Raw genomic sequence first — 13908 nt, 5'->3', positions numbered from 1 at the left:
CCCTTATTGCTCCCGTGCTGTTTATTTCAACCGACTCACGCGACCAGTGACAAATTGCAACCACCCATAAACCCCAATTTTAACTGTTTCCGAAACTGCGGAATCTTTGCTTGGATCCAAACAGACAAAGTCAATATGCTGAACAGCTTCATGCTTGCCGATCGTAAGCAAAGCATCAAACAGCTCTATCGCCGTCATTCCGCCTGGTGTAGATGCCGGAACGCCCGGCGCCACGGATATATCCAGCACGTCCATGTCTACAGTGACATACACGCAATCTACTTCCGCAGACAGTTGTTGAAGTGCTGCTTGAATCGTTTCGATTATGCCTTGCATGCGAGCTTGTTTGAGAGTCACCATTTGAATATGATGCTGCTTGGCATAGTCCACGAGTGGTTTTGCATTATAATAGCCGTGCAACCCGACGTTGATGATATGCTTTCCCTTAACCATGCCGCCCTCAATCAGTTGCCGAATGGGCGTTCCATTGGCTGGACCTAATTCTGCCGGATCCCGTACATCTAGATGCGTATCCAACTGTAAAATCCCAATTGTACGCTCAGGATGAACATCCTTAATCCCCCGAATGGCGCATGCTGTCGTCGAATGATCTCCGCCAATCATGCAAGTCAACGTGTTCGGATTGCTCGCTACAAGAGCGGCCGTTGCTTCTTGTATCCGTTGGTGAGATAACAGGACATCCGTCGTATGCATCTCTACATCACCTGCATCCGCGACCCGAAAAGCACTTAAGTCGATATCTTCATCTAAATTATAAGTGGAGAAGCTTTTCCACAATTTACGAAACTCATTCGGGTACAAAGAGGCACCCGAGACACTAATCGATGACCTAGAAAGCGGCGCACCATATAGAATGAGGTCAGGTTTACTTTCTCCATCATTCAGTGGCTGAACCCATTGATGCACATGTGTCACTTCTTGTCCTGCTACATTCCACGACCATTCAGGTGGTTGCAGCCATCTATTCATTCCCCCACCACCTGCACGCCTTTTTTCCACACAGACTTTACATGATTCACGCCAAAGAAGTACTGGATTTCTTGATAGTTTTTCGCATTCCATAGGACGATATCTGCTTGTTTCCCCACTTCAAGAGAACCCACCTTGTCTTCACACTTAATGGCGCAAGCTGCATTATACGTGGCCGCTGTCAATGCTTCAGCAGGTGTCAATCGCATAGAAATACAAGCTAAGTTCATAACGAGTGGCATGGACGTCGTTGGAGATGAACCGGGATTGCAGTCCGTAGAAATGGCGACAGCAACGCCTTCATCAATCATTTTTCGCCCGTCTGCTGCTTGCTCACGCAAATACAGCGCGGTTGCAGGAAGCAGGCAAGCAATTGTGCCCGATTTCGCCATTGCTCGGATTCCTTCATCGGAAGCTTTCAGTAAATGTTCCGCCGAAATGGCACCGACCTTTGCTGCAAGCTCTGCCCCACCGTATGATTCAATTTCATCGGCATGAATTTTTGGAATTAATCCCAAACGTTTACCGGCTTCCAATACGCGTTCTGATTGTTCAGGTGTATACACGCCTTTTTCACAAAACACATCGTTAAATACAGCAAGCTTTTCTTCGGCAATCACAGGCAACATTTCATTTATGATTACATCGACAAATTCATCTTCCCGCCCTTTGTATTCAACCGGAACGGCATGTGCCCCCATAAAGGTCGGCACAATATCGATGGCATGCGTTTCTTGCAATGTCTTCATCACACGAAGTTGTTTCAACTCCGTCTCCAAATCCATGCCATAACCGCTTTTCCCTTCGACTGTCGTAACCCCGTGTTCAAGGAACAAATCGAGGCGTCGAGTTGTTTGTTCGATTAATTCCGCTTCCGATGCAGCACGTGTCATCCTCGTTGTCGCATGGATGCCGCCCCCCGCATTCATAATATCCATGTATGTCGAACCTTCTAAACGCATTTCAAATTCGCGTTCACGACTGCCTCCGTAAGCAACATGCGTATGAGGATCCACTAACCCAGGAGTCACTAGATGGCCCGTAGCGTCTACAATTTCCGCCTCAAGTAAACGGTCTGCATAGCGCTTTTCAAGATCGATTGTTGATCCAACCGCTTGAATAATTCCGTTTTCTATCCATATACTGCCGTCTTCTAGTATGCCAAGTTCGGACATCGCTTCTTTTGAGCGAGGTCCTTTCTCGGCGGAAGTGAGCGTCGCTAGCTGAGCTGCATGTTTAATAAATAGCGGTTTTGTCATTGTGGATCATTTCCTTTCGCAAGCATTGGAATGTTAACGCCTTTTTCACGAGCCGTTCGTTCAGCAATTTCATAGCCCGCATCCGCATGGCGTGCAATGCCCATTCCTGGGTCAGTCGTCAATACGCGCTCAAGTCGAATTTCTGCTTCTTTCGTTCCATCTGCCACAATAACCATTCCTGAATGAATTGAATAGCCCATGCCGACACCACCACCGTGATGCAATGAAACCCATGTTGCGCCGCCCACTGCATTGATCATGGCATTTAAAATCGGCCAATCCGCAACGACATCTGATCCGTCTTTCATCGCTTCTGTTTCACGGTTCGGAGAAGCAACAGATCCTGAGTCCAGATGGTCACGACCGATAACGATCGGTGCACTTAATTCACCGCTTGCTACCATATCATTGATGATTTTCCCGAAGCGCGCGCGTTCCCCGTAACCAAACCAGCAAATACGGGCTGGTAGTCCTTGGAATTCAATTTTGTCCTGTGCCATTCGAATCCAGTTGCATAAGTGTTCGTTATAGCTGAACTCACGTAAAATTGCTTCATCTAATTTATAAATGTCTTCCGGATCGCCTGATAACGCAACCCAGCGGAAAGGACCTTTCCCTTCGCAGAATTGGGGACGGATGTAAGCCGGAACAAACCCAGGGAAATCGAATGCATTTTCTACGCCTTCGTCTTTCGCCACTTGTCGGATGTTATTGCCATAGTCAAATGTGATTGCCCCTTTGTCCATCAAGTCAAGCATCGCCTGAACATGTACAGCCATTGACGCTTTTGACTTATTCACATATGCATCCGGATCATTCGTACGCAGGACCTCAGCATCTTCTAGTGACATGTTTGTAGGGATGTAACCATTTAATGGATCATGTGCGGACGTTTGGTCTGTCAGCACATCAGGCGTGAAATTGCGTGCAATCATTTCAGGTAAAATTTCAGAAGCGTTGCCGAGCAAGCCAATGGATAATGCTTTTCCTTCTTTTTTAGCTTCTTCCGCCAGACGGATGGCTTCATCCAATGAATCCGTTTTCACATCTGTATAACGTGTTTCAATGCGGCGATCGATGCGCGTCTCATCCACTTCGATGCCGATACAAACGCCACCCGCCATCGTCACTGCAAGCGGTTGTGCGCCACCCATGCCGCCAAGTCCTGCTGTTACAGTAATTGTTCCTGCCAAACTGCCATTGAAATGCTTTTTCGCAAGCTCTATAAATGTCTCGTATGTGCCTTGCACAATGCCTTGTGAACCGATATAAATCCAGCTTCCCGCCGTCATTTGTCCGTACATCATTAACCCTTTTTTATCGAGTTCATGGAACATCTCCCAGTTTGCAAACGCCGGAACGATGTTTGAATTGGCAATGAGCACACGTGGTGCATCGGTATGTGATTTAAAAACAGCAACCGGTTTACCCGATTGAACAAGTAACGTTTCATCATTTTCTAGCGCTTTCAGTGATTTTACAATCGCATCAAAGCTTTCCCAGTTCCGAGCAGCTTTCCCGATCCCACCATAGACCACTAGTTTATCAGGATGCTCTGCCACTTCCGGATCCAAGTTATTCATCAACATACGAAGAGCTGCTTCTTGTCCCCAACCCTTTGTATTCAATTCTGTCCCTCTGTAACGAATTACTTTTTCTGACGGAACCGCTTTCATAAATAACGCCCCCCTGTTCTGTTGTATTCATTATATACTAAAAGTTCAGTTATATTTTTATGATATGTTAACTATTTTAAGTTTAATAGCTCAATTAGGGTTGGTTGGACATTTTACGAGGTTGGTTGCACACTTGCTGGACATTGTTGGACACTTCGATGGTTTTGTTGGAGACTTCCTTGTTTGTTGGACACTTTCAGGGGATGGTTGAACATTTTACGAGGTTCGTTAGACAGTCGCCGGGCTTTGTTGGACACTTCGGAGAGTTTATTGGAAACCTCTCCGTTTGTTAGACACTTTCCGGGGGTTGGTTGCACACTTGCTGAGCTTTGAGCTCATAAAAAGCTTTTGCTACACGTCATTTCATGTCCTGCATGGCTTGATGATTGACGCGATCCATGAAGTCATGAATCACTTGATCACCATTTTTTCCACCACCGAGTTTTAGCATGGCACGCCCTACAAAATTGATGCCGCGGTTCGAGCCCGAGTAAATCAAATTTGTCTGTGTTTCACTTACTTTTTCCAATGTAAATCCTAAAGTCATTTCAAATGCACGTGCCAGCTGAAATTGAATTCGCTTATGCTTTCGATTGACTGAGTCCTCAAATTCCGTAATTTCCACCACATACGTTTCTTTACGTTTCCCTTCTTCATAAGTTTGACTGTAAGTTGAGCCTATCATTTCAGGTTTTTTTTCAATCCAGCGATTCTCCAATACTTTTGGCATAATACGTGTTGCCTGTTCTTCTTCAAATAGAGCCCATATGACGTCAATTGGTGCGTCAATCAGTCGTTCTTCTCTCCAAATCATTCGTCTTGCTCCTCTCTCCCAGTTCGGATAAATGCTTCAATATCCGATATCTTTTGTTGTTTTAATCCCATTTCAATCTCTAAACTTTGTTTCTTTTTTAGTAAAAGTTCTTCCAAATTCTCAAACGACTCATCACGCATGACATCTTTCATTTCCTGAATGGTACAGCCGAAACTTCGAAGTTTTTGCAACAACGCTGCCAGGAAAAATGAACCATCGTCATAATAACGGTAGTTGTTGGATGCATCCACGAATGCAGGTTCCAGTAATTGTTCCTGCTCATAATAGCGTAGGGTTTCCTTGCCCAATCCTGTCATTTCGCTGAATTCGCTTATTTTGTACATGTAATTCCTCCCCTAATCAAATCTTAAAGGATAGGGTGCACCACTGAGTCAATTGAAATGTTGTAGAAAGTATTTCCTGAATGAACACACAAGTTCGTCAGACAGACACTAATTTTGATTAATTTATAATAAAATTGTAGCGTATATACCGGATTTTTTCACGCACAGGTACCTAAAACACTTAAAATAATTGTCTATCTCCTTAGTAAGGGGCTTGGACAGTCGTTGGGCTTGGTTGGACATCCTAGTGAGCTACCCTAAACTAATCCATTATCATTACTACCCCGTTTGTTCCTACTGCGTAGCTGCGCGCTCTCCCTAAATCAGTACTCTATCTATTTCAATCGAAAAAAAAGGAACGCCCCATGAGGACGTTCCTTTTTACGCTTATTGCCTATAGTGATTTGTTTTTGATATATTCCATACCTGTTGGTGTAATCGCTAAAACCAGATTATCCGAACCTTGCCCGCTATCTACGGCATATTCCTTTTCGATCAGTTGTTCAATCGCCAGTTTGCTATTGACATCTGCTTGTACCATTGCTCTGGGCAATGTATAACTTCCTCCATTATTCGCAAAGTGATAGTCGTAAAGACTCTGTAACAGTACATCCGCGAGTTTATTGCCTTCTTCATTCATCATGACTGAATCCCTCCCCTTTACATACACATTTCGACAGAAGAGATGGGAATCCTTCTTTACTAAACTACGCAGTATCCGCCTACTAAGCAGGTGCGCGCTCCCCCAATCGCCACTTCAAAGGATCCGGCATATCCTAAATCAGTACTCTATCTATTTCAATCGATGAAACAAAAAGAACGCCGCATGAGGAGGTTCCTTTTAAATGTATAATGCCTCCAGTACATTATTTTTGATATAATCCATACCTTGCAGTGTAATCGCTAAAACCAGATTATCCGAACCTTGCCCGCTATCCTCGGCATATTCCTGTTCGATCAGGTATTCAATCGCCTGTTTGCTATTGACGTCTGCAAGTACAGTTCTGGGCAATGCATAACTCCCTCCATCATTCGCAAAGTGATAGTCGTAAAGACTGTGTAACAGTATATCCGCGATATCATTTCTTTCTTCATCCGTCATACATTAATCCCTCCTCTTTACATCATCAATTCGACATAAGTAATCAGAATCCTTCTTTAATTAACTAAGCAATTTCCGGTCTCTGTGTAGTTTTGATAATGAACTAGTTAAAATCATATCCTATTCATATAGATTAATTTAACAAAGGGGATATTCATGATGAGAAAAAGGAAAAGTAACAAGCTCTTACTTTTTGTTCTCATATCCATATGTTCTTTACTTGTGTTGATAGGCTCTATTAATTACCTGTTTTCGCCGAGCTACAAATCTAAAAAAGTAGTAGAAGCGTTTTATATGCATGAACAAGTAGGAGACTTTGGTGATTCATGGGAATTGCTTCACCCTTTGATGAAAGAGAGATGGAGCAAATCACAGTTCATGACTGACCGATTACATGTTTTCGTTGGCCATTTTGGTACCGAAACTTTTCAATTTACAATAAATGAAGATAGTAAAATCAAGGGTTGGACAATGACTGAAGAAGCACAACCATTTGATGTCGCTTATAAATTTATTGTCATTCAAACCTATGAAGGTAAATATGGAAAGTTCGGCTTCCTACAAGAAGTATATGTCGCAGAAGATGAAGGTGAGTGGAGGATACTGTGGGATTATCATTAACACACAGTTTCCGCCAACGCGGTAGTATGCCCCATTTCCCCGCTCTAAATTTCAAGTTTTTTAATGTGTTTGCCTACTTCTAACAAAATTAAATAAACTATTTTCAAATTCTTGTCCACTTTCCCCTACTTTTCTTCTATATAAAGAATAAAGGGGACATTCTTTATGACAACTTACCTTTCTGGATACGCACACTTCACAAACAAACACGATTTAGATGCAGCAACTAGGCAACATGTACTCAATCACTGGAATGAAATGAACCAAACCGAGCGGGCTGTTCTCGATATGATCCGTCGTTACTCTGTTAAATATGGTGCTGCACATTTGAAACACGAAACCATCGAAAAGGCCATTAAGAAATCTAACGCAACTGTACGACGTGCAATACGCAAGTTAGAAAAGCTCGAAATCATCGAACGCATTCACTATATCCGTCCAGTCATGAGCGGGCTCGGCGCTAACATTTATGTCATTAATCCTACTAATGACCAGTCGAAATTGAACACCCCAGTGAGTGACGAAAAACCTTCTGCCAGTAAGGCGGAACCTGCTAAACCGCAAAACGAAGCTTTTCTTTCTAAAGCGCTAAGTACTAAAGATCTTAAAAGAACGTCTCCTCCGGAAATTGTGCCTACTACACTTTTCGGTAAAATGAAATCTCTTCTTTCTTCAACAATCGGAGAAAGTAAATTGGCACGCAACTTTTACGGCGTCTACCGGAAACAGTCCCTGCAAATGCTGAAATTCAGTATTCACGAAGACAAAGGGGAGCTTTTCGAGCAATTGGCTATGCAAGCACTACGGATTTCGATTCAAACAACAAAGCTTAAAAACATTAGGAATCTACCTGGTTATTATTCAGGCGTCTTGCGCGAACTCATCGACAAGGCTTTGTTTAGTGAGGCATTTATGGATTATGACGTGCCATTTGAGGCGTTTTTCTATCGATGAAATACAGTAGTTGATGCATGTTTCCAACGAATTCAAAGTGCGTTGGAAATCTGAGGAGATGAGTTGAACACAGGATGCGAATAGTTGGCATCTACGGGGTTTGGTTGGGAACTTAGCTGAGTTCGTTGGACAGCTCTGGGCTTTTGTTGGACAACTCCTAGATTTTGCTGGACCCACGGGGTATGCCTGATCAACCCTTGGATTCAACAAAATAAAAGAGAATAGATACGTATCTATTCCCTAGTCTATACGTATTTAATTGTAGTGAATTGATTAAACAACATCACGCACAACTAGCTAAATGATTCCCCCTCACTGGTCACTATACAATTCTAGCGCTCTCGCTTATTTAGCTTTTCTATCAATGAAACCATTTTCTCTATCATATAATTCCTTCTCCTGATTCTTCAGAGTGCTTACGCTCATCAGTGTGTGAAGGCGTTGATATTGCTTTAGTATGATGTGTTTCGAGATTTTAACGGTAATGGAAATCCCCGGCATGAATGTGATTACTGATTGGCCTTTTGCCACTTCTTCTACGCTAATATGATGATTAAATATAAAGACACAATCTGGACATTCTGATGATTTTGTCGGAAATACACCAATTTCGTTAGGTACTATAATGAACGGCGGTTTCCTTGAATAATTCAACAAATCCTTTGCAAACTCTGTACGTCCCTGCCACGATGAAAAATTATTAATGCACGCCTTATTGAGTAGATCTAGTGGTTTTAACTTGGAGTAATATGTACCATGCGTTGTAATAATTTCACTTTTATTTTCCCCAATGAAAAATGATTTAACTGCCAATACTGTTCGGTTAATTAAAAAAGAATCACACATTCTCAAATAAGAATCCCCCTTTTTACCTGTTATATATGTATGATATCATTTACTCATAAAGATTCAAGCGCATTTATCTAAATATGATGAATAATGTAATTATTATGTGTTAAATGTCATTTTCCGCTAACGAAACATCACGTATGGTACCCAAAACGTCCTAAACGCTCGTTGGATTCCCTATTTCAAATGAACTACGATGGACTCACCCGGGAATACAAAGCACCGTGCACGGTCTGGAAGGCCGCACAAATGATGACTTTTGAGGACGTTTTGGAGCAGTATGAACCGATGATTTCTGCATCTATCCGCAAATTGAATATTCAACGCAACCATGACATTTTCAGACAGGCGGGAAGAGTCGCTTTATGGCAAGCGTGGAACCGCTTTGACGAAGCGAAAGGGAATTTTACGCCATTTGCCTATCGAAGTATACGGGGTGCCATATTGGATGAATTAAAAATGGAAAACGTATTTGAAGAGAATACCATGCAGACAGAAGAAGAGCCCTTGGCCTATCTAAAGGCGTCCGAAATCGCTGTCCAGAAAGGAGCACTGGATAGACTTAAGGATGCACTGGACGAATTGCCCCCTGCCGAGCAGGAACTTATTCAATGGCTATTCATAGAAGGAGGTACGCTTACAGAATGTGCTGAGCGGTTTGGAATTTCGGTTGAAGGGGTTAAGAAACGAAGGCACCGAACGCTGGCGAAATTGAGACTTGTATTAGCATAGAAAAGTGCAAGGCGCCGCACAGCTCCGACAGGCATAAGACGGGTCGGCGGAGCGGCGTTCTTTGCCCGGGAAGGATGCAGTTCAATCCTTCCTTAGCCGAACCGACTTATGACCCGAGGAGTTTGCGCCTGGAGCTAGATCACAAGAAAAGCGGTAGGGGCTTTAAAAAGGATGGCAGTCAAAAAAATAATTTCATTTGTTGTCCACTTTCCCGTAGTTTTTGTCTATGTATAGGTGAAGGCATCGTTCGTCAAGGCAAGAGACGTCTTGCTGTCGCTAGAAAATACTCGTTAATAGGTAGAAATGTGTTTGTCGCCTAGGCAAGGCGCTGGCACATTTCTACTTCATTTACCAAAGGAGGATCCCTAATGAATTTATTAATCAATGAGGCATCGCTTCAGGTAATTCCGTCGCTTGCGATGCAAGTGGGATTAAACGCGGCTATTTTACTACAGCAACTGCATTTTAGATCGCTCATCTCGCCAAATGTGCGGGATGGGCATAAGTGGGTTTACAAAAGATACGAAGAGTGGAAAAACGACGAGTTCCCATTTTGGTCTGTAGATACGATTAAAAGAACGATTCGTAGACTGGAAGACAGCGGCTATATTATTTCGACTGCATCGTACAATCGGAGATTCGCGCGGATTACAACCTTACACAGGCACCCGAAATTCATGAGAATAAATGTCGAGGAGGGTCGGTATTTCCCAGGAAATCATTTCATCTGTCACATTATCTGCAAGCCAATACATTATAAAGTCGGTACCTGTTATGTTAAATAATTGTTTGTGTGCAACAACCAACAATTCACCTAAAAACACAAAAGAGATTAGATAGTCAAGTACCTACCTAATCTCCCGTTCATAAATATGCAATTGCGGTGAATCCCCCGAATACCCCCTTGCATAGGTACCTGTAATTTATCGGGGAAACATCATCAAACAGATTGGACTTTTGAAGATAATGATGAGAACTTTCCTGAGAAGTATGTAAGTGCATCACTTTCAGTGTATTCGAAGTTCAAAACCTCACCTACAAAAAGAACATGGTCGCCACCATCATATTCTTTCCACGGAGCACATTCAATATAAGCAAGTGATTCTTCAAGGCGTGCTGTATATTCTCCCTCAACCCATGTAAACGGCTCTTCTTCCTTTGGGCGTCCGGCAAAATGCATGGCCACATCTTCTTGTTGATCATTTAAAATATTTATGGTGAATGCATTATTTTTTAAGTGTTCCATTGCCTTCGTTTTTCGGTCAACAGACACTAACACTAAAGGCGGATCTAGTGACACCGAAGTAAATGAGTTCACAGTAAATCCATGATAACCATCTTCGGTTTTGCATGTGACTACGGTAACACCAGTTGCAAAACGTCCCATACAGTTTCGAAATTCTCTAACATCCATAAAAAACCCTCCTCTAATTTGTAAGTTCAATATATTAACTAAGTTAATCAAGTTTTAGCTAGGGCAAATTCATTTCTGCCTAACAAATCGTAAGCTTGCTTCGTTTCTTTATGCTCAAAAAGTTTTCGTATTCTTGTTGAAGAAATAACTTCTCCTTTTGGACAAGTAACGACAGGATGCTGATAGGCATTGAACGCATTATCCAAGTCTTCAATTGAACCGCTTTTGCCTTTGCCAAAGTTGAACCCTGGCCCAACCCAAATTTCCCTAGGATTCACATCATTTAGCTCATCAATAAAGTCCTGTGCGCTCCTCGCCGCATAAGCCTCATCGAACGAAGCAAAAACCGTATAAGAGACGCCTAATGCTTCAAGAAAGCGTTTCTTTTCCGACAATGAAGTTAGCATTGACTGATTTTGAAAATAGACCTTAGGCGGTGGATCAAACGTATAAACAACAAGGGGCACCCCGTAAAGATTTGCTTGTAACTTCGCTTTTTTTATTAACGCTTGATGCCCACGGTGAATACCATCAAAAGCCCCAATTGTGACAACGGAGTTTTCTAGTTTAAGCTGATTTTGTTGAAATATCCTCATTTAAGTACCTCACTTTCTATTAAATGTATTTATTCCTTTTCCGCAAAATATAAATAGATATAGGAGTAACTCTAAGAGGATAATCAACGAGAAATAAGAGGTAACCAGGAACATTCTACAATGCTCCTGATTATTTGCACTCTTCTTATTCCGTACGCAGAACAAAGTTTAAAGATGCTTCAACATGGCTACCTTTATCTTCAAATTTTGTTAAAAGGTCCAAGCGAACACCATCCGCTACGTCATTTTCGAGCCATTCATCATCTTCCGAGAACACCTGAGTAATAAGGGTTTCATGGCCCTCAGCTTCAAACATTAAGTGAAGATGTGCGGGACGCATCGGATGCTGGCCAGTGTAATCCAAGAATTCTCCTGTTGGACCGTTCGTTGGAATCGGGTAAGGTAATGGAACAATCGATTTTATTTCAAAATCTCCATTTTCATCCGAATAGAAATGGCCTCTTAAATTATATTTTGGTGCATCAGAATCGAAAGCAGAATAGGTTGCAGAAGCATCATTTTGCCACATTTCAACCCGCGCATTTGCAAGCTTCTTGCCGTCCACATTACTAACATTTCCCTTGAAGAGCAGGACTTCGCCTTCTTCGTTAGGACGCTGCGTCAAAACCAATGGCTGTCCGGCCTCTGCTTCTAGTAAAGGTGATCCTTCAATGAAATAAGGCCCCAAGAGTGAAGGTTGTGTTCCCGGCTTCTCCGTGTACATCGCTCTTAACACATGGGTTTCTAGGAAAACATCCGCAAAAAGAGGAAGTTCCCCTGTCCGTCCGAGTCGATCAGCCCAATTTACGAAATTTGTGTATTCTTCGTGATTTAGTTTCGCTTCTTTCAAAAACGCTTGGACATGTTCGACAAACAAATCGAATATCTCTACTACACGTTCATTCTTTTTAGTCGCCTCTTTTTGCATGATTCGTCTCCCCCTAATTAGTATTGGAATAAATAGAAAGTATATTTATTTATTTATTTTTTATTATAAGCATGTACGTCATCAGGATTGATCCAAGTAGGATTTACCCAACCGTCTAAGTCATAATCGTCCATACATCGCTGAGCAAATTCCTCAAACTCTGCAGCTTGTCCGGATTTTTGAGCCATCGTTAAGTTTTCTATACGGATGTTTTCATTGTTTCCGGAATAGTTACGCTCATACAATTCGTGACGTCCTCCGTATTCGCTACCAATTGCATCCCAAAGCAATTTGATAACTTTAATTTTCTCTTCTGCTTCAATGCCATTCGAACCTCGGTAAAGCTTATCAATAATTGGACGCAATTCTGAGTTTTTAAAATCCTGTGCACTAGAAGGTTGGACAATAAGGCTTCCAGCCACTACTGTCTCGATAATGTCTTTCACCCTTGGCCAACCATCCGACATAAATACACGGTATGCCAGTCCATAATCTAAGTTAGGTAATTTAGAACCATTTGCACCTTCATCTGGATTTAAGGCCATCGCATCACTTATTGCCCAGAACATATTCCGATAAGCAAGTACTTCTCCGATATTGGCTTGGACACCGCGGAATTTATCCGTCCCGTTCCCTTTTAAAGCCTTGATTAATAAACCTGAGATGAAATCTAACTTTACAGCAAGTCTTGTCACACCATGAAACGATAGACGATGCAGGAATCCACTTTCCGGGAAGAAGCTATTTGCTTTTTCAATATCTTTGTAAACAAGTACATTTTCCCACGGAATGAGCGCATTCTCAAAAACAAGTACTGTATCATTTTCATCGAAACGGCTACTAAGCGGATAATCAAAAGGACTTCCTGTAACCGCTGCATTATTTTCATATGAAGGTCGGCAAATTACTTTAATTCCTGGTGTATCCATATCCGCAATGAAGACGAGCGCAAACTCTTCACTTGGAACCGCAAGTGCACCATAATGTGCAACAAAGTTATAGTTTACGAGTGCTGAACCAGTTGCTACCATCTTCGCACCGCTTACTAAGATGCCCTCTTCCGTTTCGCCAACACAATGGATAAATACATCCTTCACTTCATCCATCGGCTTGTCGCGATCAACCGGAGGATTTATAATTGCGTGGTTGAAGTACCAGTTTTTTTCTTGTGCTTCTTTATACCATCTTCTTGCATTGTCTGCATATTTACCGTAATACTCTGGATTAGAGCCAAGCGTTGCTAAAAACGCAGCTTTGTAATCTGGTGATCTACCCATTTGACCGAAAGTCATTTTCGCCCATTGCGCGATTGCATCACGTGTTTTGAATAAATCTTCCGGTGTATAATCCGGTTGGAAGAATCGTTGCGTGAATCCACCATTTCCAGTATCAGTTTCTCTTGTTAATATATCTTTATATTCTGGGTCATGTAATGCGTCATATAAACTTGCAATTGAGCGAGCACTATTTCTAAATGCGGGATGTGTTGTAACATCGTCAACTTTTTCACCGTGGAGCCAAACTTCCCGTCCATCTCTTAAACTCTCCAAATACTCGGCGCCCGTCATAGGTAACTTTACTGCCTGTTCTTGTTTTGTAGTCATTTTTCATTCCTCCTCTTAAGTAATG

The 13908-nt window shown here is 42.2% G+C and carries 17 protein-coding genes; 5 read left to right on the top strand and 12 right to left on the bottom strand.

The features are described 5' to 3' along the window. Nucleotides 1–21: 21 nt before the first annotated feature. Genes AC25Y6_RS13915 through hutU form a run of 3 tightly spaced genes read right to left on the bottom strand, consistent with a single transcriptional unit; the run spans nucleotide 22 to nucleotide 3925 of the window. Entirely contained in the window at nucleotides 22–990 is a 969-nt protein-coding gene (locus AC25Y6_RS13915; protein WP_488143449.1) for an agmatinase family protein, read from the bottom strand. Further along, a complete protein-coding gene (gene hutI, locus AC25Y6_RS13910; protein WP_488143448.1) occupies nucleotides 987–2249 on the bottom strand; it encodes an imidazolonepropionase in 1263 nt (420 codons plus the stop codon). The genes AC25Y6_RS13915 and hutI overlap by 4 nt, the downstream gene beginning before the upstream one ends. Continuing rightward, nucleotides 2246–3925, bottom strand: a complete 1680-nt coding sequence (gene hutU, locus AC25Y6_RS13905; RefSeq protein ID WP_488143447.1) for a urocanate hydratase — start codon at nucleotides 3923–3925, stop codon at nucleotides 2246–2248. Before hutU ends, hutI begins: the two co-directional genes overlap by 4 nt. A 64-nt stretch (nucleotides 3926–3989) precedes the next feature. On the opposite strand from hutU, the gene AC25Y6_RS13900 reads away from it, so the two are divergent. Then, entirely contained in the window at nucleotides 3990–4136 is a 147-nt protein-coding gene (locus tag AC25Y6_RS13900) for a hypothetical protein (protein ID WP_488143446.1), read from the top strand. 147 nt (nucleotides 4137–4283) lie between these two features. Here the strand turns inward: AC25Y6_RS13900 and AC25Y6_RS13895 are convergent, their stop codons facing one another. From AC25Y6_RS13895 to AC25Y6_RS13880, 4 genes are all read right to left on the bottom strand, one after another. Further along, nucleotides 4284–4739, bottom strand: coding sequence for an SRPBCC family protein (locus AC25Y6_RS13895; protein WP_488143445.1), 456 nt, complete (start codon nucleotides 4737–4739; stop codon nucleotides 4284–4286). Beyond that, entirely contained in the window at nucleotides 4736–5083 is a 348-nt protein-coding gene (locus AC25Y6_RS13890; RefSeq protein WP_488143444.1) for a MerR family transcriptional regulator, read from the bottom strand. The genes AC25Y6_RS13895 and AC25Y6_RS13890 overlap by 4 nt, the downstream gene beginning before the upstream one ends. 394 nt (nucleotides 5084–5477) lie before the next feature. Beyond that, a complete protein-coding gene (locus tag AC25Y6_RS13885; protein ID WP_488143443.1) occupies nucleotides 5478–5726 on the bottom strand; it encodes a hypothetical protein in 249 nt (82 codons plus the stop codon). A gap of 198 nt (nucleotides 5727–5924) precedes the next feature. Further along, a complete protein-coding gene (locus AC25Y6_RS13880) occupies nucleotides 5925–6185 on the bottom strand; it encodes a hypothetical protein (RefSeq protein WP_488143442.1) in 261 nt (86 codons plus the stop codon). Between the two features lie 159 nt (nucleotides 6186–6344). Here AC25Y6_RS13880 and AC25Y6_RS13875 point away from each other — a divergent pair, with 159 nt between their 5' ends. Further along, entirely contained in the window at nucleotides 6345–6806 is a 462-nt protein-coding gene (locus tag AC25Y6_RS13875) for a hypothetical protein (RefSeq protein WP_488143441.1), read from the top strand. Nucleotides 6807–6971: 165 nt separating this feature from the next. Beyond that, entirely contained in the window at nucleotides 6972–7760 is a 789-nt protein-coding gene (locus tag AC25Y6_RS13870; protein WP_488143440.1) for a helix-turn-helix domain-containing protein, read from the top strand. A 345-nt stretch (nucleotides 7761–8105) separates the two neighbouring features. Here the strand turns inward: AC25Y6_RS13870 and AC25Y6_RS13865 are convergent, their stop codons facing one another. Continuing rightward, the gene (locus AC25Y6_RS13865; protein WP_488143480.1) at nucleotides 8106–8606 is read right to left on the bottom strand and encodes a competence protein ComK; all 501 of its coding nucleotides are present in this window, start codon (nucleotides 8604–8606) and stop codon (nucleotides 8106–8108) included. A 252-nt stretch (nucleotides 8607–8858) separates the two neighbouring features. On the opposite strand from AC25Y6_RS13865, the gene AC25Y6_RS13860 reads away from it, so the two are divergent. Together AC25Y6_RS13860 and AC25Y6_RS13855 are read left to right on the top strand one after the other, a co-directional pair. Beyond that, a complete protein-coding gene (locus tag AC25Y6_RS13860; RefSeq protein ID WP_482104202.1) occupies nucleotides 8859–9341 on the top strand; it encodes a sigma-70 family RNA polymerase sigma factor in 483 nt (160 codons plus the stop codon). Nucleotides 9342–9709: 368 nt separating this feature from the next. Next, nucleotides 9710–10126, top strand: a complete 417-nt coding sequence (locus tag AC25Y6_RS13855; RefSeq protein ID WP_488143439.1) for a hypothetical protein — start codon at nucleotides 9710–9712, stop codon at nucleotides 10124–10126. A 155-nt stretch (nucleotides 10127–10281) separates the two neighbouring features. On the opposite strand, the gene AC25Y6_RS13850 is transcribed toward AC25Y6_RS13855, so the two are convergent. From AC25Y6_RS13850 to AC25Y6_RS13835, 4 genes are all read right to left on the bottom strand, one after another. Further along, the gene (locus AC25Y6_RS13850; RefSeq protein WP_488143438.1) at nucleotides 10282–10755 is read right to left on the bottom strand and encodes a flavin reductase family protein; all 474 of its coding nucleotides are present in this window, start codon (nucleotides 10753–10755) and stop codon (nucleotides 10282–10284) included. 47 nt (nucleotides 10756–10802) lie between these two features. After that, entirely contained in the window at nucleotides 10803–11351 is a 549-nt protein-coding gene (locus AC25Y6_RS13845) for an FAD synthetase family protein (RefSeq protein WP_482104205.1), read from the bottom strand. Between the two features lie 145 nt (nucleotides 11352–11496). After that, on the bottom strand, nucleotides 11497–12279 hold the full coding sequence (locus AC25Y6_RS13840; RefSeq protein ID WP_488143437.1) for a dioxygenase family protein: 783 nt from the start codon (nucleotides 12277–12279) through the stop codon (nucleotides 11497–11499). 53 nt (nucleotides 12280–12332) lie between these two features. Further along, complete coding sequence (locus AC25Y6_RS13835; RefSeq protein ID WP_482104207.1) at nucleotides 12333–13883, bottom strand: 4-hydroxyphenylacetate 3-hydroxylase family protein; 1551 nt, start codon at nucleotides 13881–13883, stop codon at nucleotides 12333–12335. Nucleotides 13884–13908: the final 25 nt, after the last annotated feature.

This window comes from Sporosarcina sp. Y1004 (assembly GCF_057669665.1).
This window is presented reverse-complemented; position numbering and strand designations above follow the sequence as displayed.

Excerpts from the sequence above, each read along its gene's own strand:
- AC25Y6_RS13845 (WP_482104205.1), bottom strand. The coding sequence starts at position 11,351 with ATGAGGATATTTCAACAAAATCAGCTTAAACTAGAAAACTCCGTTGTC.
- AC25Y6_RS13850 (WP_488143438.1), bottom strand. The coding sequence starts at position 10,755 with ATGGATGTTAGAGAATTTCGAAACTGTATGGGACGTTTTGCAACTGGT.
- AC25Y6_RS13915 (WP_488143449.1), bottom strand. The coding sequence starts at position 990 with ATGAATAGATGGCTGCAACCACCTGAATGGTCGTGGAATGTAGCAGGA.
- AC25Y6_RS13880 (WP_488143442.1), bottom strand. The coding sequence starts at position 6,185 with ATGACGGATGAAGAAAGAAATGATATCGCGGATATACTGTTACACAGT.
- AC25Y6_RS13865 (WP_488143480.1), bottom strand. The coding sequence starts at position 8,606 with ATGTGTGATTCTTTTTTAATTAACCGAACAGTATTGGCAGTTAAATCA.
- AC25Y6_RS13870 (WP_488143440.1), top strand. The coding sequence starts at position 6,972 with ATGACAACTTACCTTTCTGGATACGCACACTTCACAAACAAACACGAT.
- AC25Y6_RS13860 (WP_482104202.1), top strand. The coding sequence starts at position 8,859 with ATGATGACTTTTGAGGACGTTTTGGAGCAGTATGAACCGATGATTTCT.
- hutI (WP_488143448.1), bottom strand. The coding sequence starts at position 2,249 with ATGACAAAACCGCTATTTATTAAACATGCAGCTCAGCTAGCGACGCTC.
- AC25Y6_RS13835 (WP_482104207.1), bottom strand. The coding sequence starts at position 13,883 with ATGACTACAAAACAAGAACAGGCAGTAAAGTTACCTATGACGGGCGCC.
- AC25Y6_RS13900 (WP_488143446.1), top strand. The coding sequence starts at position 3,990 with ATGTTAACTATTTTAAGTTTAATAGCTCAATTAGGGTTGGTTGGACAT.
- AC25Y6_RS13890 (WP_488143444.1), bottom strand. The coding sequence starts at position 5,083 with ATGTACAAAATAAGCGAATTCAGCGAAATGACAGGATTGGGCAAGGAA.
- AC25Y6_RS13840 (WP_488143437.1), bottom strand. The coding sequence starts at position 12,279 with ATGCAAAAAGAGGCGACTAAAAAGAATGAACGTGTAGTAGAGATATTC.
- AC25Y6_RS13895 (WP_488143445.1), bottom strand. The coding sequence starts at position 4,739 with ATGATTTGGAGAGAAGAACGACTGATTGACGCACCAATTGACGTCATA.
- AC25Y6_RS13855 (WP_488143439.1), top strand. The coding sequence starts at position 9,710 with ATGAATTTATTAATCAATGAGGCATCGCTTCAGGTAATTCCGTCGCTT.
- hutU (WP_488143447.1), bottom strand. The coding sequence starts at position 3,925 with ATGAAAGCGGTTCCGTCAGAAAAAGTAATTCGTTACAGAGGGACAGAA.
- AC25Y6_RS13885 (WP_488143443.1), bottom strand. The coding sequence starts at position 5,726 with ATGATGAATGAAGAAGGCAATAAACTCGCGGATGTACTGTTACAGAGT.
- AC25Y6_RS13875 (WP_488143441.1), top strand. The coding sequence starts at position 6,345 with ATGAGAAAAAGGAAAAGTAACAAGCTCTTACTTTTTGTTCTCATATCC.